The sequence below is a fragment of the Pseudomonas protegens genome, assembly GCF_003732485.1.
GTDB classification, from domain to species: Bacteria; Pseudomonadota; Gammaproteobacteria; order Pseudomonadales; family Pseudomonadaceae; genus Aquipseudomonas; species Aquipseudomonas protegens_B.
In genome coordinates, this window is sequence record NZ_MOAK01000034.1 from 72,784 (window position 1) to 92,669 (window position 19,886).

The following is a 19,886-nucleotide window of genomic DNA, read 5'->3' on the forward strand; positions in this document are numbered from 1 at the left end:
GCGCCCGCCAGGGCGCCCATTCCCCTAAAGGCCTGATTCCTATCCCCATGATTTCCCGCTGCTCACTGCTGTTGCGCTCGCTCCAGGCCCCGCTGCTCACCCTGCTGTGCCTCTTGCCCCTTGCGACCCAAGCCGCCGAACCCACAGCCGCTGCGCCCAAGGCCTACCTGAGCCTGATCATCGACGACCTCGGCCAGAACCTGCCCCGTGACCGCCGCGTACTGGCCCTGCCCGGTCCGGTAACCACGGCGATCATGCCCGACACGCCCCACGCTGCCGAATTCGCCCGCGAGGCCCATCGCGCCGGCAAGATCGTCATCCTGCACATGCCCATGGACCCGGCCACCGGGCCGTTTGCCTGGCACCCCGAGTTGCCCATCGAAGAGCTGCAAAAACGCCTGGAAGCCGCCTTCCAGGCCGTGCCCTACACCAGCGGCATCAACAACCACATGGGCAGCCGCATGACCGCCCAGCCCCAGGCCATGGCCTGGCTGATGGCCGACTTGCAACGGCGACACAAGTTCTTCGTCGACAGTCGCACCAGCGCCCAGACAGTCGCCGCCGCCGAGGCACAGAAGATCGGCCTGGCCAGTGTTTCCCGGGATGTATTCCTGGATGACGAGCGCACCGAGGCAGCAATTGCCCAACAGTTGCAGACGGCAATCAAGCTGGCGCGCAAACAGGGTTCGGCGGTGATGATCGGCCATCCCTATCCCCAGACCCTGGCGGTGCTCGAGCGCGAACTGCCCAAGCTCAAGGCCCAGGGCATCGAGTGGATCGATATCAAGTCGATGATCAGTCTGCGCAGCAACCAGGCCATGGCCGGGCATGGCAAGAATGGGGTTTATCGCTAAAGCCCTTCGCCGTAGGAGCTGGCTTGCCAGCGAAGCGCCTACAGATACCGCCCCATGATCTCTTCCACCATTCCCTCTTTGCGCATCTGCTCCAGGGCGGCCTGCAGCTTGGCCACTACCTCGTCAGGCACGTCCTTGTTCAGGGCCAGGTACAGCTCGGCGCTATTGAAGCGCAGCACCGTCTTGAGGCCGGTGATGCCTTCCTGCTTGGCCAGGTAACGTCCGGCCGGGTCGCCGGTGGCCCAGAGGTCGATCTGACCCGCCACCAGCTTCTTGGCATTGTCCTGGTCCCGCAGCACCACCTGGGGTGCCAGACCCTGCTTGGTCAGGGTCTCGGCAATGGCATCGCCCTTATAGGCGCCGATCTTGTATTTGCGCGCCTGCTCCAGGGATTCGAGGGTGATCTTGCTGCCGGCCTTGGCCAGCATGATCCAGTCATCCGGGCCAATGGGGCCGACCCACTTGAACAGCGGTTCGCGGTCCGGCAGACGCGCCATGACGAACACGCCATAGCCCGGTTGCTCCAAGGCCATCTTGTAGATGCGCTCCCAGGGGAAACGCAGGGTCAGGCTGTAATTGACCCCGGCACGCTTGAACATTTCGCGGACGATATCCACGGCAATACCATCGATATTCTCACCTTGAGCGAAGTTCTTGCCGTTCTTGGCCATGTTGTAGGGGGGGAAGTTTTCCGTCAGCAGCACCAGGGAGGTGTCGGCGGTTTCAGCGGCGCGGGCCAGGCTGCCCAGGAGCAGCGCAGCGCTGGCGACAACCACAAGAAGACGTTTGAACATGACGGGTTACCAGAATCCATGGCGTGCTCAAGAGTGCCGCGAGCACGCCATGCTGTCCAGTGGCTACCGCACAACAATCCCGCGCTGAGCCATATAGGCCTTGGCCTCGGGAACCGTGTATTCGCCGAAGTGGAAAATGCTCGCCGCCAGCACTGCGCTCGCATGGCCTTCAATGATGCCGTCGGCCAGGTGCTGGAGGTTGCCGACGCCGCCGGAAGCGATCACCGGAATCCCCAAAGCATCGCTGATGGCCCGGGTCACGCCCAGGTCGAAGCCGTTTTTCATGCCGTCCTGATCCATGCTGGTCAGGAGAATTTCGCCGGCACCCAGGCCTTCCATCTTCTTCGCCCACTCCACTGCGTCCAGCCCGGTGGGCTTGCGCCCGCCATGGGTGAAGATCTCCCAGCGCGGGGTTTCGCCCGGGCCGGAGACTTTCTTCGCGTCGATGGCGACCACGATGCACTGGGAACCAAAGTGCTGCGCCGCTTCGCCGACGAACTCGGGATTGAACACTGCTGCGGTGTTGATCGAAACCTTGTCCGCGCCGGCATTGAGCAGGTTGCGGATGTCCTGCACGGTGCGCACACCACCGCCCACGGTCAGCGGAATGAACACCTGGCTGGCCATGCGCTCGACGGTATGCAGGGTGGTATCGCGTCCATCGACGCTGGCGGTGATGTCGAGGAAGGTGATCTCGTCGGCGCCCTGCTCATCGTAGCGACGAGCGATTTCCACCGGATCGCCGGCGTCACGGATGTTCTCGAACTTGACGCCCTTGACCACCCGGCCGTTGTCCACGTCCAGGCAAGGGATGATGCGTTTGGCCAGTGCCATGGCGAGTCCTCAGCCTTGGTACGAATCGCAGAAAGCCTGGGCTTCTGCAACATCGAGGGTGCCTTCATAGATCGCGCGGCCAGTAATGGCGCCGATGATTCCTGGAGCCTTGGCATCCAGCAGGGCCTTGATGTCGCCCAGGTTGTGGATACCGCCGGAAGCGATCACCGGGATCTTGGTGGCCGCCGCCAGGGCTGCGGTGAACGGCACGTTGCAGCCCTGCATCATGCCGTCTTTGGCGATGTCGGTATAAACGATGGCGGACACGCCGTCGGCTTCGAAACGCTTGGCCAGGTCGATCACTTGCACGCTGCTGACTTCAGCCCAGCCGTCGGTGGCGACGAAGCCATCCTTGGCGTCCAGGCCAACGATGACCTTGCCCGGGAAAGCGCGGCAAGCCTGGGCAACGAACTCTGGCTCCTTGACCGCCTTGGTGCCGATGATCACGTAGCTCACGCCGGCCTTCACATAGTGTTCGATGGTTTCCAGGGAACGGATGCCGCCACCGATCTGGATCGGCAGGTTCGGGTAACGCTTGGCGATCGCGGTAACCACCTCGCCGTTCACCGGCTGGCCTTCGAAGGCACCGTTCAGGTCCACCAGATGCAGACGACGGCAACCGCCTTCAACCCACTTGGCAGCCATGCTCACCGGGTCGTCGGAGAACACCGTGGAATCTTCCATGCGGCCCTGGCGCAGACGTACACAGGCACCGTCTTTAAGATCGATAGCGGGAATAATCAGCATCTGGCAAACCTTCAAATTCGATTGTTCAGCTTCACTCGAAAATCAATTTTTCTCGAGCGCCCACAGGTCGCTTTCGATGCTCTCGAACCTCTCCTTGAGGTGCGTCTGCACATCGAAAATCGCCCGGTTGTAATAGTGCGGAGCAATTTCACGGGTAAACAGCTCAAGAATTTCCGCCGCCTCGAACGAGCCCAGGTCGAGCTCGAAGCGGTCCTCCATGAAGCGCTTGATCTTGTGCGTCGCCTCACTCTCCTGCTCGGTAGTGAGGGTCAGGATCGGCGGCTTGGACTTCTTGATCGCCATTACCAGCGACCGTCCCAGGCAGCGAAGTTCTGCAGCAACTGCAGGCCGTGGGTATGGCTCTTCTCCGGGTGGAACTGCACGGCGAAACGCGAGCCGTCGGCCAGCGCTGCGGCGAAGTCCACGCCATAGTGACCGCTGCCTACCACCTGCCGGGCATTGCCGGCATTGATGTAGTAGCTGTGCACGAAGTAGAAGCGCGCCAGGTCCGCAATGTTGTGCCACAGCGGATGGTCCACCGCCTGCTTCACTTCGTTCCAGCCCATGTGCGGCACCTTCAGGTGCTCGCCGTCCTCGATCAGGCCCTTGCCGAAGAACTTCACCTGGCCGGGAAACAGGCCGATGCAGTCAACGCCCTCGTTTTCTTCGCTGTGGTCGAGCAAGGCTTGCATGCCCACGCAGATGCCGAGGAAAGGACGATCCTGGCTGACTTCGCGCACCAGGGCGTCGAAGCCCAGGCGACGGATCTCGGCCATGCAATCGCGAATGGCGCCAACGCCGGGAAACACCACCCGGTCGGCTTCGCGAATCACGTTGGCATCACTGGTGATCAACACCTTGCCGGCGCCCACGTGCTCCAGGGCCTTGGCCACCGAGTGCAGGTTGCCCATGCCGTAGTCGATAACGGCGACGGTCTGCATTACAGCACGCCCTTGGTGGACGGCATCTGGCCGGCCATGCGCTCGTCCAGCTCCACCGCCATGCGCAGTGCACGGCCGAAGGCCTTGAACACCGTCTCGATCTGGTGGTGAGTGTTGGTACCGCGCAAGGTATCGATATGCAGGGTCACGTTGGCGTGGTTGACGAAGCCCTGGAAGAATTCCTGGAACAGGTCAACGTCGAAACCGCCGACAGTGGCGCGGGTGAAGGGTACGTGCATCTGCAGGCCGGGACGGCCGGAGAAGTCGATTACCACGCGGGACAGGGCTTCATCCAGCGGCACATAGGCGTGACCGTAGCGACGGATGCCCTTCTTGTCGCCGATGGCCTTGCTGAACGCCTGGCCAAGGGTGATACCGACATCCTCCACGGTGTGGTGGTCGTCGATATGCAGGTCGCCCTTGCTTTCGATGTCCAGGTCGATCAGCCCGTGCCGGGCGATCTGGTCCAGCATGTGCTCAAGGAAGGGCACGCCGATATCGAATCGGGCCTTTCCGGTGCCATCCAGGTTGATCGAGGCTTTGATCTGGGTTTCCAGAGTGTCGCGCTCGACAGATGCCTTACGTTCGGCCATCACCAGCTCCGCAAAATCATTGGGCGAAAAAGGCGAATAGTATAGGCCCGACGGCGGCCAAACAGAAACACGAAGGACAATATCCTGACGGGTGCCAGCCAATGGCTGCGGGGCTGTACCTGTCATGACAAGCGGTGATGCGCTCGCCGGCAAGCCGGCTCCTATGTAGGAGCTGGCTGGCCGGCGGAGCCCTTAATGGAACAGCACTGCGGTCTTCTGCAGGGTGACCCACACGCCCCACGCCAGGGGAATGCCCACGGCCAGCCAGGCAGCGATCACCAGCGGCTGGCTGGCGGAAGAAGCTTTCCACTCCAGCACGACGCTGCTGTCAGCGCCCTTGTCGTGGCCCAGGGCCTGCTCGGCCGCCAGTTGCTCGTCGGTCATGAAGTACTTGTCGGCCACCGGGCGCACCAGCAGGTTGCACAGGAAGCCCAGCACCAGCAGGCCGGCGAGGATGTACAGGGTGATGTCATAAGCCGCGGCGCGTTCGACGCCGATACTCAGCTGATACTCACGCAGGTAGTTCACCAGCACCGGGCCCAGTACGCCCGCCGCCGCCCAGGCAGTCAGCAGGCGACCGTGGATCGCGCCTACCATCTGAGTACCGAACAGGTCCGCCAGGTAGGCCGGCACCGTGGCGAAACCACCGCCGTACATCGACAGGATGATGCAGAACGCCGCCACGAACAGGGCGATGTTGCCCAGGTGGCCGAGGTTCGGAATCAGCGCATAGAGCGCAAAGCCCAGGGCGAAGAACACGAAGTAGGTGTTCTTGCGACCCAGGTAGTCGGAGAACGACGCCCAGAAGAACCGCCCGCCGATGTTGAACAGACTCAACAGACCGGTGAAGCCGGCGGCAATCGCGGCGATCTGCGCCAGTTGCCCGGCATCCAACTGGCTGAAGGTCAGGCCATTGCCCAGCAGCTTGCCGGCAAACACTTCCTGCAGCAGCGGCGAGGCCATGCCGAGGATGCCGATACCGGCCGATACGTTGAGGCACAGCACCAGCCACACCAGGCGGAACTGCGGAGTCTTCCAGGCCACGTTCACGTGCACATGGCGGTGGGTGATCATCGCATTGGCGGCTTTCTTCGCCGGCGCATTCCAGCCTTCAGGCTTCCAGCCGGTCGGCGGAACCCGATAGGCCAGGGCGCCGCCGATCATGAACACGAAATAGATCGCGGCCATCACCAAAAAGCTCTGCCACACGCCGACACTGGTAGGCGTGGCGAAATGGCTCATCAGGGCTGCCGCCAGGGGCGCGCCGACCATGGCGCCACCGCCGAAACCCATGATCGCCATGCCGGTGGCCATGCCGCGCTTGTCCGGAAACCACTTGATCAGGGTCGACACCGGGGAAATGTAGCCCAGGCCCAGGCCAATGCCGCCGATGACCCCGGAGCCGATCCACATCAGCCAGATCTGGTGGGTATAGACCCCCAGCGCCGAGATCAGCAGGCCGCCGCACCAGCACAGCGCTGAAACCACCCCAGCCTTGCGCGGCCCGGCATGCTCCAGCCAGCCGCCCCAGATCGCTGCCGAGCAGCCCAGGAAGATGAAGAACAGGGTGTAGATCCAACCGAGCATGGAGATCGGCCAGTCACACTGGGACGAGAAAACCTGCTCGATAAAGCCCATGCCCGGCGCACACGCCACTGGCGCACTGATGCCCAGCGCCTTGGACAGCGGTAGCCAGAACACCGAGAAGCCGTAGGCCATGCCGATGCACAGGTGAATGGCCAGAGCGGCCGGTGGGACCAGCCAACGGTTGAAACCGGGCTTGGCAATGATGCGTTCTTTGGACAAGAACGCTGGCTGAGCAGACGGACTGGCCGCCGCGTTGCTAGAGCTCATGGATATTTCCCCCAATTATTAGAATTGTTCATCGGCCACTCCCCTGCGGCGACCTTGGCACGAGGGCGCGGTCGTTTTATGAGTAAAGCTCCCTTTGGGCAGGCGCGACATTAAGTCGCACAAGGACGGACGAACCGCGAGAGGTTACCATTTGCGACAAACTAAAAAACCAAACTGACATTACCTTTTTTCCCGCGACTGCTTTGTCCGAAGGCCAGGCCGCTGGCAAAAAAATGGTCACCACAACGAAAAAACCTCTAACTGCAATGGGTGACCAGTCGTCAGGTTCAGAGCGTTATACTCCCTCGCTAAATTTTGAATTCGACATACAAGGACTCGCCCATGAAAGCGTTCGGCAAAATCCTGGGTCTGGTAATTCTCGGGCTGTTGCTGATCATCGTGGCTCTGGGCTTCGCCCTGACCCACCTGTTTGATCCCAACGACTACAAAGAAGAGATTCGCCAGATTGCCCGCGACAAGGCCCACATCGAGCTGACGCTCAATGGCGACATCGGCTGGAGCCTGTTCCCCTGGCTCGGCCTGGAACTGCACGACGCCGGCGTGGCCACCCTGGCCAACCCGACCCAACCTTTTGCCGACCTGCAGATGCTTGGCCTGTCGGTCCGGGTATTGCCGCTGCTGCGCCGTGAAGTGCAGATGAGCGATGTGCGGGTCGAAGGCCTCAACCTGCGCCTGAACCGCAGCAAGGACGGTCACGGCAACTGGCAGGACATCGGCAAGGCCGCTCCCACCGACAAGCAGGCCGAAACCCCGGCTACCAGCACCGGTGAATCGGGCCAGCCCAGCGTCGGCACGGACAAGCCCTCGCAACCGATCCGCCTGGACATCGACAGCCTGACCGTGAACAACGCCCGGGTTGAGTACAACGATGAGCAGACCGGCAAGCAGTTCACCGCCGAAAGCATCCAACTGAGCACCGGGCCGATTCACGAAGCCACCAACACCCCGGTCAAGCTCACCGCGTTCCTGGCCAGCAGCCAGCCCGCGGTGCGTGTGCGCACCGAGCTCAATGGTGAGCTGCGCTTCGATCGCGCCCTGCAGCGCTACCAGTTCGAAGACATGCGCCTGTCCGGCGAGGCCACCGGCGATCCGCTGCAAGGCAAGACCCTGACCTTCGCTGCCCAGGGCCAGCTGTTGCTGGACAAGGCCGCCAACGTCGGCCAGTGGACCGGCCTGAAAGTGTCCCTCAACCAGCTGCGCGCCCTGGGCGAACTCAAGGTCAACGACCTGGACAAGACCCCGCAGATCAGTGGGGGCATCTCCATTGCCCAGTTCGACCTGGCGAAATTCGTCGACAGCATCGGCCAGACCCTGCCGGCCATGGCCGAAGGCAGCCTGAGCAAGGTCGAGCTGGTCAGCCGCCTGCAAGGCACACCCAGCAGCCTGGCCCTGGAAGACCTGAACCTGAAGCTCGACGACAGCACCTTCAGCGGCCGCCTGGCCATCGAGGACTTCGACAAGCAATCCCTGCGGGCCCAGCTCAAGGCCGACACCTTCAATGTCGACCGCTACCTGCCGCCCAAGTCCGCCGCAGCCAACAGCGCCGCCACGGCGCGCAAGGCCGAAGTGCAGAGCAGCGAAGCCGATGCCATGGCCGGCGCCGGCACCACGCCGCTGCCCAACGCCCCGACCAAGGGCGCCTGGAGCACCGACAAGCTGCTGCCAGTGGAACGCCTGAGCAAACTCGACGTCGATGCCGACCTGAGTTTTGGCCAGTTGACCCTGGACAAGCTGCCGATCCAGAACGCCGCGCTCAAGGCCAGCGGCCAGGGCGGCCTGCTCAAGCTTTCCAGCCTGCGCGGCGAGCTGTACAACGGCAGTTTCGAGGCCAATGGCAATCTCGATGTGCGCCAGAGCACACCGCAGTTGAGCCTGCAGACCAAGATCAACCGGGTGCCGGTGGAACGCATCCTCGAAAGCCAGGGCCAGAACCCTCCGGTCAAAGGCCTGGTGACTCTGAACAGCAACCTCAGCGGCAGCGGCAACAACCAGAAGGCGCTGATCGACAGCCTCAACGGTACTGCCAGCTTCGTCATCAACAACGGCGTGCTGCTCAACGCCAACATCGAACAGCAACTGTGCCAGGGCATCGCCGTGCTCAACCGCAAGAACCTCAGCAGCACGCCTCGGGGCAAGGACACACCGTTCCAGGAACTCAAGGGCAACCTGACATTTCGCAACGGCGTGGCCAGCAACCCGGACCTGAAAGTGCGCATCCCCGGCATGACCGTCAACGGCAATGGTGATATCGACCTGCGGGTGCTGGGCATGGACTACCGGGTCGGCATCGTCGTCGAGGGCGACCTCAGCGATAACCCGGACCCGGCCTGCCAGGTCGGCGAACGCTTTACCGGCGTTGAACTGCCACTGCGCTGCCGCGGCCCGCTGGAGCTGGGGGCCAAGGCCTGCCGTTTGGACAAGGACGGCCTGGGCCAGGTAGCCGCCAAGCTGGCCGGTGACCGACTGCAACAGAAGATCGACGAGAAACTGGGTGACAAGGTCAGCCCGGAACTGAAAAACGCGCTCAAGGGGCTGTTCAAACGATGAGAGCCGAGGCCTTTGCACCGGCGGTGCTGGACTGGTACGACCGCCACGGCCGCCATGACCTGCCCTGGCAGCAGGACATCAACCCGTATCGGGTGTGGGTCTCGGAGATCATGCTGCAACAGACCCAGGTCAGCACCGTGCTCAACTACTTCGACCGCTTCATGGCCTCGCTGCCCACGGTGCAGGCCCTGGCCGAAGCCCCGGAAGACGAAGTGCTGCACCTGTGGACCGGCCTGGGCTACTACACCCGGGCGCGCAACCTGCAAAAGACCGCGAAGATCGTCATGGCCGAATACGGCGGCGAGTTTCCCCGGGATGTGGAAAAACTCACCGAGCTGCCGGGCATCGGCCTGTCCACCGCCGGCGCCATCGCCAGCATCAGCATGGGCCTGCGGGCGCCGATCCTCGACGGCAACGTCAAGCGGGTGCTGGCCCGCTTCACCGCCCAGGAGGGCTACCCGGGGGAACCCAAGGTGGCCAAGCAGTTGTGGGCCGCCGCGGAACGCTTCACGCCCCACAGCCGGGTCAACCACTACACCCAGGCGATGATGGACCTGGGGGCGACCCTCTGTACCCGAAGCAAGCCCAGCTGCCTGCTGTGCCCCCTGGAGCGCGGCTGCGAAGCCCACATGCTCGGCCTGGAAACCCGCTACCCGATTCCCAAGCCGCGCAAGGAGGTGCCGCAGAAGCGCACCCTGATGCCGTTGCTGGCCAACCGCGAAGGCGCCATCCTGCTCTACCGACGCCCCTCCAGCGGCCTCTGGGGCGGGTTGTGGAGCCTGCCGGAACTGGATGGCCTGGACGATATCCCGCACCTGGCCCTGCAGCACTCCCTGGAGCTGGGCCAGCAACAGCAGATGCCCGGCCTGGTGCACACCTTCAGCCACTTCCAATTGGCCATCGAGCCCTGGCTGGTCCGGGTCGAAGAGTCGGCGCTGCACGTCGCCGAGGCCGACTGGCTCTGGTATAACCTCGCCACCCCGCCGCGCCTGGGCCTTGCCGCCCCGGTGAAAACACTGCTCAAACGCGCGGCCGAAGTCTTGAATGCAGGAGAGTCGTCATGACCCGCACCGTAATGTGCCGCAAATACCAGGAAGAACTGCCGGGCCTGGAACGCCCCCCGTACCCGGGCGCCAAAGGCCAGGATATTTTCGAACACGTTTCGGCCAAGGCCTGGGCTGACTGGCAGAAACACCAGACCCTGCTGATCAACGAAAAGCGCCTGAACATGATGAATGCCGAAGACCGCAAATATCTGCAGGGCGAGATGGACAAGTTTTTCTCCGGCGAGGAATACGCCAAGGCCGACGGCTACGTACCACCGGCTGAGTAAACCCGTTGCAAATCGGGGGTGGAACGTAAGCGACGGTAATAATTAAACATTTTTTTCAAAACTTGCTTGACGCCCCCCTGAAAAACCCGTTTAATGCGCCCCGTTGCCCAGATAGCTCAGTCGGTAGAGCAGGGGATTGAAAATCCCCGTGTCGGCGGTTCGATTCCGTCTCTGGGCACCACCTTCAGCTTTCAGGTGGTGTTTACATCACGTGAAAGCAACCAGAAAACCCGCCTAGTGCGGGTTTTTTGTTGCCTGCAATTCAGCCCTTCCCTTCCCCCCTGCTCGACACCCCGGCCTTCTTTCCTGCACAACCAAGCCGCTGCGCGACCATCACGCCACCCACACAGCGCATCACGCCTCGCTTTTTCTCAAGCGTTCACTTAAGTGAAGTACCATTTTGAGATAATCATCTTTTGATATTCGAGCAGAACCCCTATAGAACAGGGCCTATGGCAAAAAAATCATAGATAATTTTTTCGGCTTTCGAGATGTTTGCACAATGCCTGCATTCTTCCATCACGATCTTGAGCTGCTAAACCCATCCTTCGACTCCCCTCTGGTGGACGTGCTGAGCGAGCTTGAGCACCTTCGGCGCTTGCGATTGGAAGGCGATACGCCTCCTGCGGTCTTCTATCAGTTGAAAACGATCTTCCACATCCTGGAAAGCCTGGGTTCGGCGCGCATCGAGGGCAACCACACAACGCTTGCCGACTACATCGAGAGCAAGGTGGAAGGCACAGCCCAGGACACCGACCCGTTACGCGAAGTGGCGAACATCGAAAAAGCCATGGATTACATCGAGCAAACCATTGGCCCGGGAACACCAATCACCGAGCTCACCATCAGAGAGCTGCACGCGATGACCGTCCAGGACCTGGAGCGAGAGGGCGATAAGACGCCTGGAGCGTATCGCCAGGGCGAAGTACAGATCGCTCAGGCCGCCCACCTACCTCCTGATGCCCTGATGGTGCCCAGCTACATGCAAGAGCTGGTGGAGTTCGTCAATCGGGAGGACCTACCCAAATATGACCTGATGAAAGTGGCCTTGACCCATCACCGGTTTGGTTGGATTCACCCATTTGGCAACGGCAATGGCCGCGTGGTGCGCCTCCTGACTTATGCACAGCTGATGAAATATGGCTTCAACGTCGATACGGGTGGCCGTGTACTCAACCCTACCGCTGTTTTCTTCAATGATCGGGAACGTTACTACGCCATGCTCGCCACCGCGGACCAAGGAACCAAGGCCGGGCTGGAGGCCTGGTGCACTTACGTTCTAGAGGGCATTAGGGACGACCTGGAAAAGGTCAATCGCCTCACCGACTATCGCTACCTGACCCGGCACATCCTGGCTCCTGCCATTACCTTTGCTCGGGATCGACAATGGATCACTGCAGCGGAAGAAACAGTACTGACCACAGCGATCAAGTCAGGCGTTGTTAAGTCGAGCGACATCGCCCAGGCACTGCCCAAGCTGACTGCCGGACAAAGGACCTATCAAATAAAGAAACTGGTGGACCAGGGCATGCTATTGCCCATCAGCGCCAACGCCCGGCAATACACCATCGGTTTCTCCAACAGCTACCTCATCAGAGGAATGATCAAGGCGCTTCGAGAGCAAGGGTTCATACCGGCACCGCTTGAGGCGCCATAACACTCTCTCGGGCTCTCCAAGGGCGCCCAGAATCAAACTGATCCTGGGCGCGCTGGCGCACCGCCTGCGCCAATCAGAAGGCCCTATCCGCCCGCTCCATCGCCTGCCCCTGGGCCACATCGAGCAGGGCCACGCCATCACCGAGCAGCAGCGAGGCGATGTCGGCGATCTGGAACAGGTCGCTGGCATCAGCCGTTTGCGCGGTCATGCAGGACAGGCTGTTCATCAGTTTGTGAAGGGCGCGTATGCGCTGATCGGCGCAGGCCAGAAGATCGACCAGCGGCGCATGGGGATTGATCAGCAGGACGGGGTTGTCCGCTGGCGTGTGCTGAAGAGGGATATATCCGTTCATTGGTGTAGCTCCGTGCGTTAGGGAAGCTCCCCCCAAGCTCTCCTACAAGCTGGGTGGCAGCTGTACGCGGGGTAGGAGACCGGTCGCACAACCCGGCCACGCCGAAGCGTGCCCGCGCACAGCCGCCATAAAACACAGGGCAGCAAGAAGCGCCCAAGAAAAGCTGGGCGCCTGTGCACGGTGCGACTCTCGGGCTCCTACACCCGGCCGCTGATTTGGCAGCGACCGGCGCAGAGTAAAGAGCAGGCTGGATCAGCGCAAGCCCTCACCTGGTGACTGAAAGTAACCCGCCCACTCAGTGCCTGTGCCGATGATGAATATCGGGGAAGTGCGCATGGCTATGCCGAATCGGTGCGTGCTCGTGGGGATGGCTGTGGGGCTCTGAGCCATCCCACTCAAAGCCGTGTTCATGCCGGTGGTGCTCGTCATGCCGGTGGCGATGGTTGTGCGCGAGGGGCTCATGCTGATGTTCGTGAGCGTGGTTTTCCATCAGGTGAATCCAGACGCCGATGGCCATCAGTGCCGCCGCCACCAGGAACCACAGGGAAACCGACTCGCCCAGGATCAGAATCGACAGCGCCGCGCCAAGAAAGGGCGCCGTGGAGAAGTAGGCTCCGGTGCGCGCACTGCCCAGCCCACGCAGGGCCAGGACGAACAACACCAGGCTGACGCCGTAGCCCAAAAAACCCACCAGGAGTATCGGCCCCAGTGTGGTAACGGCAGGCAGTTGCGCGCCAATGAGCACGGCCAGGCCGGTATTGACCACACCTGCCACCAACCCCTTGCTGCCGGCGATGAACAGCGCATCGGAGGCCGAGACCTTGCGGGTCAGGTTGTTATCGATGGCCCAGCACAGGCAGGCGAAGGCCACGGCCAGCGGCCCCAGCCAGTCATCAGTAGCGGCGTGCTGCTGCGGCCACGACAGGACGACTCCACCCAACACGATCGCGAGCATGCCGATGACGATCCGCCGATCGGCGTTCTCCTTGAACACCAGCCACGCCAGCACCGCGGTGAGCACCGACTCCAGATTGAGCAGCAACGCAGCGCTGGCGCCCGCGGTCCGCGTCAGGCCGAACATCAGCGCGACCGGCGCCAGCACACCGCCAAACAGGATCGCTCCCAGCAGCCAGGGCCACTCGCGCGCCGTCAGCCCCGTACGTTGCCAACCTCGATCCCGAGCGAAACGAACAATGACCAGGCCAATACCACTGCCCAGATACAACAACCCGGCCAGGAGCATCGGTGGAACATTCATGCCCAACAGCTTGGCCAGCGGCGTACTGGCGCCGAACAAGGCGGCAGCTGCCAGCGCATGGAGAACACTCAAGTTCATGGTCGGATCACCCTACAGGCCCATTGCAAGACGCTGAACATGATGACCCTGCCCATGTAGAAATGCCGTGAACCGGAGCGACGCAACCGCTTCACCCCGAAGCGGCATCCATCAACACCTTGAGCGCCGCATCGGCCTCGGCACGTTGTGCCTTGGTGGGTTTGACGGCAAATCGGCTGCGCTGCTTGTTGAGGGTCAGGTAGGCGTTGTCGCCATCGCCCCAGATGTAGGAGTAGATCAACAGGAAACTGTCGGAGCCGGGCTGGCAGTAAGGGGCGACGCTGCGCAGTGGCGCCAGCAACTGGATCATCTCGCCGTAGTTTTCAGTGAACTGCAGCAAGGCAAACTGCCAACGCCCTGTCTGCGGGTCGTAGTGAGAAGTGCCACCCGCCCCCGCCCACATCTGCGCCACTTCCTGCAGGCTCTTCGCACCGGAGTCCTCCAGCGACTGGGCATCGACCCGCGCCGAGCCGTACATGTCCTTGCTGTCGAACCACTTCTGCCAATCGTTGTAGGAGAGCGCCGGGCGTGGCGGCGCGGCCATGGCTTTGGCGTATTGCTCGGGCGTCATGCTGCAACGCAGATACACCGAGGACGGCTCGCTCGCCTGTGCCTGCCCGGTCGCTGCCAATAGCGCCGCCAGCGCCAACCCTGTCCATGAGCGAAATTGCATCATTGTCGTTCCTGATCCCTAGAAAAAAGGCCGCCAGCATACCCGCGCCGATCATGGGCACTAGCCGCCATCAGCAGCAGATCCGATCAGCACTGAACGTCGGCAATCAGCCTCAGGCAGGCGCCTGCGCCGCCCGCCAATGCTTCATCTCCTCGGCGATAAAATGCTGCACCAGATCGCTGTACAGCTTCTCGATGGCATCCGCGCTCAAGCCTTCGGCCTGTGCCCATTCACGGCGGGTGGCGAGCATCGCCCGGAAGCGCTCTTCGGCCCGCACAGTAGCCGCCGAAGTCTTGAACTTCGACGCCGCCAGCACGTACTTGAAACGAGCCCCCAGCAGCGCGACAACCGCCCGATCCAGGGTGTCGATTTCCCGGCGGATGTCTTCCATGCCCTGGCATTGTTCCGGGCTCATCTGATTTTTCACTTCCATGCTCAAGGCTCCATTGACGACTAGGGATACCCGGCCTGGGCCGGGTCCGGATTATTCCCATGGCTGTGCACGGGAGTAAAGTTGCCGACATCCGCCCATTCGGCCGCAAGGGAACTGCCCCCCGTGAACCAGAAGCGAACCCGAACTCCCCTTCCCCATCCCAAGCCCGGCAAAGCCGGTAGCGGGGCCTGGGCATTTGTACTGATCGGCGCCGTGCTGCTGGCGCTGACCGCGCTGCTGGGCTGGACCCTGGTGACAGCCCTGCTGGATGGGCAGATCGTCACCAGTAACCGCGTCGGGCCAAAACGCGCCTACAGCCAGGCCCTGCAGCCCACCCAGTTCTATATCGAGTTGCTCTGGCAGGGCACCGGCACGCTCCTGCTCGGCGCACTGGCAGTTGCCGCGCTATGGATCGCGCGGGTATTAATGGGCACACAACAAAAACCTCGCTGACGCCGGATGCCGCTCCGGCCAATTGCAGCTGCCAAGGAACAACCGTCCATGTCCCTGCTGTCCGCACCCGACCTGCCTGCCGCCCGCCCCGCCACTGCCCCGCCGGCGCCCGGCCCCAGCGAAACCTTCAGCGAACCGGCGGCGGACGGTTACCTGATCGGTGGCTTTGCCTGGCGCCACCCGCAAGCCGATCCGGCGCGGCCGGTAGTGATCATCAACGCCGCGACCTCGGTGCGCTGCCGTTACTATTTTCGTTTCGCCGACTATCTGTTCGCCAACGGCTTCGACGTGATGACTTACGACTACCGTGGCATCGGCGAGTCGCGCACGGGCTCTCTCAAGGGCTTCAAGGCGTCCTGGTCGGATTGGGCGGCGCTGGACTTCGAAGCCATGCTGCAACGGGCCCAGCGCGAGTTTCCCGAGCAGCCGATCGATGTCGTGGGTCACAGCTTCGGCGGCTGCGCCGTGGGCCTGGCGGCCTCTGCCGGGGTGATCCGCCGCGTGGCCACCATGGGCGCGCAGTTCGCCTACTGGCGCGACTACGAACCCAGGCTGCGCTGGCGCATGCTGGGCAAATGGCATGTGCTGATGCCCCTGCTGACCTGCCTCTACGGCTACTTTCCCGGCAAGCGCCTGGGCTGGATGGAGGACACCCCCGCCGGCGTGGTCAACGACTGGTGCACCCCACACACGCGCTATGAAGGCCGCCCCAGCGGCCGCAGGCTCGCTGGAGAGCGCAACGGCCAGCCCTTCGCCCAAGTCACGGCAGCGATCCTCGCCATCAGCCTCAGCGACGATCCCTTCGGCACCGTGCCGGCCATCGAACGCCTGCTGGCTTACTTTCGCAACAGTCCGCGCACTCACTTGCGCATCGCCCCACAGGAAATCGGCGAAACCGCGGTCGGCCATTTCGCCTTCTTCCACAGCCGTTTCGACACGCGGCTCTGGCCCATCATCCTGGGCTGGCTGCGTCATGGCGAACTCGACAGCCGCAGCCCGGGACAGGTAATACCGCGCGCCTGAACCGCCCTTCTCGCCCGGTGGCAGATGCCCCGGCCGGCATTTACTGGCATCCTTGGCCGCCTGAAAGGTCGCCGCTGCCTGGCGGCCCATGCGACACACCTCCAAGCATCAAGGTAAGACGCCCATGGCATCTGCGAACAAGCAACACAAAAGGGCCCAGCGGGCGAAAACCAAGGCCAAGCAAAACCGCGCCAAGCGCACTGCACCCACCTCTGAGCTGGAACTGGACCCCAACGACAGCCGCATCGACTTCGAGTCGGTGGACCTGACCGAGCTGTTCGTGAAAATGCGCGACGCCGAGAAAACCAGCCAGCAGGCGCTGTGCACGGTCTTCCTCTCGGACCCGCTGCTGGAACTGGTCTATGAGCAAGAAGGCGAACAGGGCGCCACGGACTTCATCCTTGCGGCGCTGATGGAGTACCGCAACTGGTCTACCGAGGCCGACGAGGCCACGGCCCTGGCCTGGATCGAGTCCGAGGCCTTCCAGGCCGACTACATGGCCGCATCCCAGGCACTGTTCAGCACCGAAGGCTGAGTTTCATCCGGGCATGAAAAAGGGCGCATTCAGCAATGAATGCGCCCTTTTCCGTTTCAGCTAAACAGCCTGGCGTGATGCTCAGGCCGCTTCCAGCCGAGGGATTTCCATGCCGATGCGCGAGCTGGCGAAGTTCAGGTCGCCGCTGGCGATGGACTGGGCCTTGAAGCCCGAGCCGATCAGGTCGCGTACATACAGCTTGTTGTAGATGAACATGAACACCAGGTTGCTCAGGCCGAAAGTGAACATGGCCAGCAGGAACATGATGGCGGCCCATTTCCAGTCGGCGCGGAACAGTGCCGGGATGAAACCGAAGAAGAACACGGTCCAGGAGAAACCAACTGGCGCTTCCTTGATGGCTCCGGTGTTCGGGTTTTTGAAGATGATTTTAGTGAACGCCATGCGCGTCTCCTTGCCGCCCTTTTTTGAGAGACCAATGGCCGGGCGATCACCATTGAACCCTGAATGCTCGTTCTTCGAGCCGGGACTGTCGGGCATGCCGCAGGCAGGCGCGGACAATCAGGAACCAGGGCTAGTGCGCAGGGATCAAGGGAGAGAGGCGGAAGACGGATTCAGAGCCCCGACAAGCATTCAGTCCCTTGCAATACAGCGCTATTCCTTAGCTCCTCTCACGCTGGCACGCAAGAGCTCTTATCGAAGAGCGCGCAGGCTACTATTTCGCCAGCGGGCTGTCCATGAAACGCCATGTAACAAGTCACAGTTCCGATAAAAAAGGCCACCGTCAATGTTGACAGCAGCCTTTTTACCGCTCAAACAGCCAAATTTTCAGCATCCCCGGCCGGGGACTTCGTCGTTGCCTGGCGATACTGCTCGGCACTGATTTCGCTGAGCGTCGCGTAGCCGTCGTACTGGTAAAAACGCTGTTTGTCGCGAGCATAGCGGTCCGCGAGAAACTCCAGGCTGGCCAAGTCGATGCGTTTGGCACTCACCGGGCGTCGGCCACAGAACAGCTTGCGTGTGCCCAACAGCAAGAAATCCGGATGGGGAACCTTCACTTCTTCCGGGCTGAACTCCACCTCCAGCGCCTTGCCGGCAGAGAACATCTGCGTCGCGCTGAAGGCGTAGCTGCCCATGAAGCACGTGTGGGCCGGGTCGAGGTTCCTTTTTCTTTCGCTGTAGTAGTACACCGCGCCCTTATCCCTGGCCCAGCCATGCCCACAGGACTCGAAGCTGGCCAGATCCGCCTTACCCAGCGGCTCAGGCGCCTGGTAAAAGATCCTGTGGCAAAAAACCGTCTGGCCATCTGTCAGGTAGGGCCCGCCCAGGGCACGGTACTGGTCGACGGAGGCTGAAGAAAATCGCTCCGGCACCTGGGTCTCGGCACGATGAAAGGGGATCAGGTACAAGCCGTTGGCGTCACCGCACAGGTGCGTGTCCAGCAGCTTGAAACTGGCGGCATCCAGACCATTGATAGCGCGACCATGGAAGTGCACCTGATGCCCCAGCTCAAACCCCAAGCCGATGGCGCGCAGGGCGGGCGCTGTTGAAGTTGACGCGGACCGCTCCTGCAGGCGGTGCCACCAGTAGCCCTGCAGCTGCGGATGAGCCTCGAAGAACACCAACCACTCTTGCAGCATGCCGTCATCGATCACCCCACCCGAACCGAGAGGGCCGTGCTTGTCGCCCACCAGCACCGGCGAATGGCAGTGTTCACCGCGCTCCAGCTGGGCCACCACAAAGCTCTGCACATCCACGTCCAGCGGCTTGTTGAACAGGTAGGCGCGGTGCTCGTCGGCGTAGTACTTGAATCCCAGGTGACGAAAGCTCGGGCTGTGGGCACCCCGCAAGCGGGTGCCATTGCAGTAGACGAACTGGTCGTCCACGGCCACGTACGGGTCCGGAGTTTCACTGCGGCTCAAGACTCGTCCGGCGGCATCGAACACGGACTGAACGCGATTCAACAGGCGAAAGTCGCCGACATAGCGCAGGGTTTTTCCGGTCAGGAAGTACGCCCGTTGAGCGTCCTTGGCGTAGCGCTCGTTGAGCACACTGAAGGTGGGCAGATCGACCTTGTCGATGCGGTAGAAATACTCGTAGGCAATGCTTGAGCCTTGCTGCGCCTGGACGATCACCGAATGCCCGTCTGTGCCCCAGCGCTGGGCCAGCATCTCAAAGCCCTGCGGATGGGCTATCGGCAACGGCGAGCCGTCCTTCTGGTGCAGCGGCACACCGCCCCGGCAGACCTGATCGTTGATCACCTGATAAGCCGGATGGTTGGTGCCACGCACTCGGTCCTCGGCGCTGGCGATTGCCCGTGCGCCCAGAAAGACCTTGGCCCCATCACTGAACAGCGCCGCGGAGGAAGGCCAGTTCTCCGGCACCGGGTGCAGAAGTGCCAAGCGATCAGGTTGCGCGCCCTCGATCACCGCCAGCCCGTAGTCGTGACAGAAGTAGGCACGCTGGTGATCGCACCAATGGTCATGGCCCAGGCTCCGCAACCCGCGGCACACGCGTATCGGCAACGCCTGCAACGGGTGGTAGCCATAACGTGCGAAGTAGCGGGGCAAGCCATAATAGTCGGCCCGCGCATCACGCAGCAGGTGCCGATGAACACGATGTCGCCAGAGCGGTTCGCCCTCTACCAGGGGGGAAACCGGGAACTGCTCGGCCGCAGCCTGAGAAGCCTGCTCAGCCGGTGTCCGCCCTTCACGCTGCAGCATGAGGTAGACGTCCCGGGCTCGCTCCTCCACCAACAGCGCGCCCTCCACGAAGGCGAACCCCTGATGCCACTCAAGGTCGAGCATTTCCCACTCGGAAAAATCCATGTCCAAGTCCTTCATCGCTGCATCCCAAGCTGACCGAGCGGTGGATTATCAGCAGGCGCCCGGCGAGCGTAAAGCGCCCCGTCGCCAGACCGCGAGTGAGCATCAGCCCGTCCCAAGCAG

The 19,886-nt window shown here is 62.2% G+C and carries 21 protein-coding genes and 1 tRNA gene; 9 read left to right on the top strand and 13 right to left on the bottom strand.

What is annotated here, in order from left to right:
• The coding region (locus tag BLX41_RS33555; RefSeq protein WP_185073412.1) for a divergent polysaccharide deacetylase family protein at window positions 1–854 on the top strand (854 nt) is incomplete at its 5' end.
• A 38-nt stretch (window positions 855–892) separates the two neighbouring features.
• Here the strand turns inward: BLX41_RS33555 and BLX41_RS05905 are convergent.
• From BLX41_RS05905 to BLX41_RS05935, 7 genes are all read right to left on the bottom strand, one after another.
• Window positions 893–1,648: a substrate-binding periplasmic protein gene (locus BLX41_RS05905; RefSeq protein ID WP_123724142.1), complete on the bottom strand. Its 756-nt coding sequence runs from the start codon at window positions 1,646–1,648 to the stop codon at window positions 893–895.
• Window positions 1,649–1,711: 63 nt separating this feature from the next.
• Window positions 1,712–2,482, bottom strand: a complete 771-nt coding sequence (gene hisF / locus BLX41_RS05910; RefSeq protein WP_015633827.1) for an imidazole glycerol phosphate synthase subunit HisF — start codon at window positions 2,480–2,482, stop codon at window positions 1,712–1,714.
• A 9-nt stretch (window positions 2,483–2,491) separates the two neighbouring features.
• Window positions 2,492–3,229 carry a 1-(5-phosphoribosyl)-5-[(5-phosphoribosylamino)methylideneamino]imidazole-4-carboxamide isomerase gene (gene hisA / locus BLX41_RS05915; protein ID WP_019093879.1) on the bottom strand — a complete coding sequence of 246 codons (738 nt, stop codon included), beginning with the start codon at window positions 3,227–3,229 and terminating at the stop codon, window positions 2,492–2,494.
• A 42-nt stretch (window positions 3,230–3,271) separates the two neighbouring features.
• Window positions 3,272–3,532 (bottom strand): DUF2164 domain-containing protein, encoded by a 261-nt coding sequence (locus BLX41_RS05920; protein ID WP_123724143.1) that lies wholly within the window; start codon window positions 3,530–3,532, stop codon window positions 3,272–3,274.
• Window positions 3,532–4,170 carry an imidazole glycerol phosphate synthase subunit HisH gene (gene hisH, locus BLX41_RS05925; protein WP_123724144.1) on the bottom strand — a complete coding sequence of 213 codons (639 nt, stop codon included), beginning with the start codon at window positions 4,168–4,170 and terminating at the stop codon, window positions 3,532–3,534. Before hisH ends, BLX41_RS05920 begins: the two co-directional genes overlap by 1 nt.
• The gene (gene hisB, locus BLX41_RS05930) at window positions 4,170–4,763 is read right to left on the bottom strand and encodes an imidazoleglycerol-phosphate dehydratase HisB (protein ID WP_011058736.1); all 594 of its coding nucleotides are present in this window, start codon (window positions 4,761–4,763) and stop codon (window positions 4,170–4,172) included. Before hisB ends, hisH begins: the two co-directional genes overlap by 1 nt.
• Window positions 4,764–4,955: 192 nt before the next feature.
• Window positions 4,956–6,617, bottom strand: coding sequence for an OFA family MFS transporter (locus BLX41_RS05935; RefSeq protein ID WP_123724145.1), 1,662 nt, complete (start codon window positions 6,615–6,617; stop codon window positions 4,956–4,958).
• Between the two features lie 342 nt (window positions 6,618–6,959).
• On the opposite strand from BLX41_RS05935, the gene BLX41_RS05940 reads away from it, so the two are divergent.
• The 5 genes from BLX41_RS05940 (at window position 6,960) to BLX41_RS05960 (ending at window position 12,175) form a co-directional block, all read left to right on the top strand.
• Entirely contained in the window at window positions 6,960–9,185 is a 2,226-nt protein-coding gene (locus BLX41_RS05940; RefSeq protein ID WP_123724146.1) for an AsmA family protein, read from the top strand.
• Entirely contained in the window at window positions 9,182–10,249 is a 1,068-nt protein-coding gene (mutY, locus tag BLX41_RS05945) for an A/G-specific adenine glycosylase (protein WP_123724147.1), read from the top strand. Before BLX41_RS05940 ends, mutY begins: the two co-directional genes overlap by 4 nt.
• Window positions 10,246–10,518 (top strand): oxidative damage protection protein, encoded by a 273-nt coding sequence (locus BLX41_RS05950; protein ID WP_015633824.1) that lies wholly within the window; start codon window positions 10,246–10,248, stop codon window positions 10,516–10,518. The genes mutY and BLX41_RS05950 overlap by 4 nt, the downstream gene beginning before the upstream one ends.
• A 105-nt stretch (window positions 10,519–10,623) precedes the next feature.
• Window positions 10,624–10,699 (top strand) — tRNA-Phe (locus BLX41_RS05955).
• 321 nt (window positions 10,700–11,020) lie between these two features.
• Window positions 11,021–12,175, top strand: a complete 1,155-nt coding sequence (locus BLX41_RS05960) for a Fic family protein (protein ID WP_123724148.1) — start codon at window positions 11,021–11,023, stop codon at window positions 12,173–12,175.
• A gap of 73 nt (window positions 12,176–12,248) precedes the next feature.
• On the opposite strand, the gene BLX41_RS05965 is transcribed toward BLX41_RS05960, so the two are convergent.
• From BLX41_RS05965 to BLX41_RS05980, 4 genes are all read right to left on the bottom strand, one after another.
• Complete coding sequence (locus BLX41_RS05965) at window positions 12,249–12,527, bottom strand: hypothetical protein (RefSeq protein ID WP_123724149.1); 279 nt, start codon at window positions 12,525–12,527, stop codon at window positions 12,249–12,251.
• A 295-nt stretch (window positions 12,528–12,822) separates the two neighbouring features.
• A complete protein-coding gene (locus BLX41_RS05970) occupies window positions 12,823–13,863 on the bottom strand; it encodes a DMT family transporter (RefSeq protein WP_123724150.1) in 1,041 nt (346 codons plus the stop codon).
• A gap of 91 nt (window positions 13,864–13,954) precedes the next feature.
• Window positions 13,955–14,539 carry a hypothetical protein gene (locus BLX41_RS05975; protein WP_259744466.1) on the bottom strand — a complete coding sequence of 195 codons (585 nt, stop codon included), beginning with the start codon at window positions 14,537–14,539 and terminating at the stop codon, window positions 13,955–13,957.
• A gap of 109 nt (window positions 14,540–14,648) precedes the next feature.
• Window positions 14,649–14,969 (bottom strand): isochorismate lyase, encoded by a 321-nt coding sequence (locus BLX41_RS05980; protein WP_123724151.1) that lies wholly within the window; start codon window positions 14,967–14,969, stop codon window positions 14,649–14,651.
• 123 nt (window positions 14,970–15,092) lie between these two features.
• Between BLX41_RS05980 and BLX41_RS05985 the strand changes: the two genes are divergently transcribed.
• From BLX41_RS05985 to BLX41_RS05995, 3 genes are all read left to right on the top strand, one after another.
• On the top strand, window positions 15,093–15,422 hold the full coding sequence (locus tag BLX41_RS05985; RefSeq protein ID WP_123724152.1) for a hypothetical protein: 330 nt from the start codon (window positions 15,093–15,095) through the stop codon (window positions 15,420–15,422).
• A gap of 48 nt (window positions 15,423–15,470) precedes the next feature.
• Complete coding sequence (locus BLX41_RS05990) at window positions 15,471–16,445, top strand: alpha/beta hydrolase family protein (protein WP_123724153.1); 975 nt, start codon at window positions 15,471–15,473, stop codon at window positions 16,443–16,445.
• A gap of 124 nt (window positions 16,446–16,569) precedes the next feature.
• Window positions 16,570–16,980 (top strand): hypothetical protein, encoded by a 411-nt coding sequence (locus tag BLX41_RS05995; protein WP_123724154.1) that lies wholly within the window; start codon window positions 16,570–16,572, stop codon window positions 16,978–16,980.
• An 81-nt stretch (window positions 16,981–17,061) separates the two neighbouring features.
• On the opposite strand, the gene BLX41_RS06000 is transcribed toward BLX41_RS05995, so the two are convergent.
• Window positions 17,062–17,382 carry a hypothetical protein gene (locus BLX41_RS06000; RefSeq protein WP_025128407.1) on the bottom strand — a complete coding sequence of 107 codons (321 nt, stop codon included), beginning with the start codon at window positions 17,380–17,382 and terminating at the stop codon, window positions 17,062–17,064.
• Window positions 17,383–17,750: 368 nt separating this feature from the next.
• Window positions 17,751–19,781 (bottom strand): DKNYY domain-containing protein, encoded by a 2,031-nt coding sequence (locus BLX41_RS06005; RefSeq protein ID WP_123724155.1) that lies wholly within the window; start codon window positions 19,779–19,781, stop codon window positions 17,751–17,753.
• Between the last annotated feature and the right edge of the window lie 105 nt (window positions 19,782–19,886).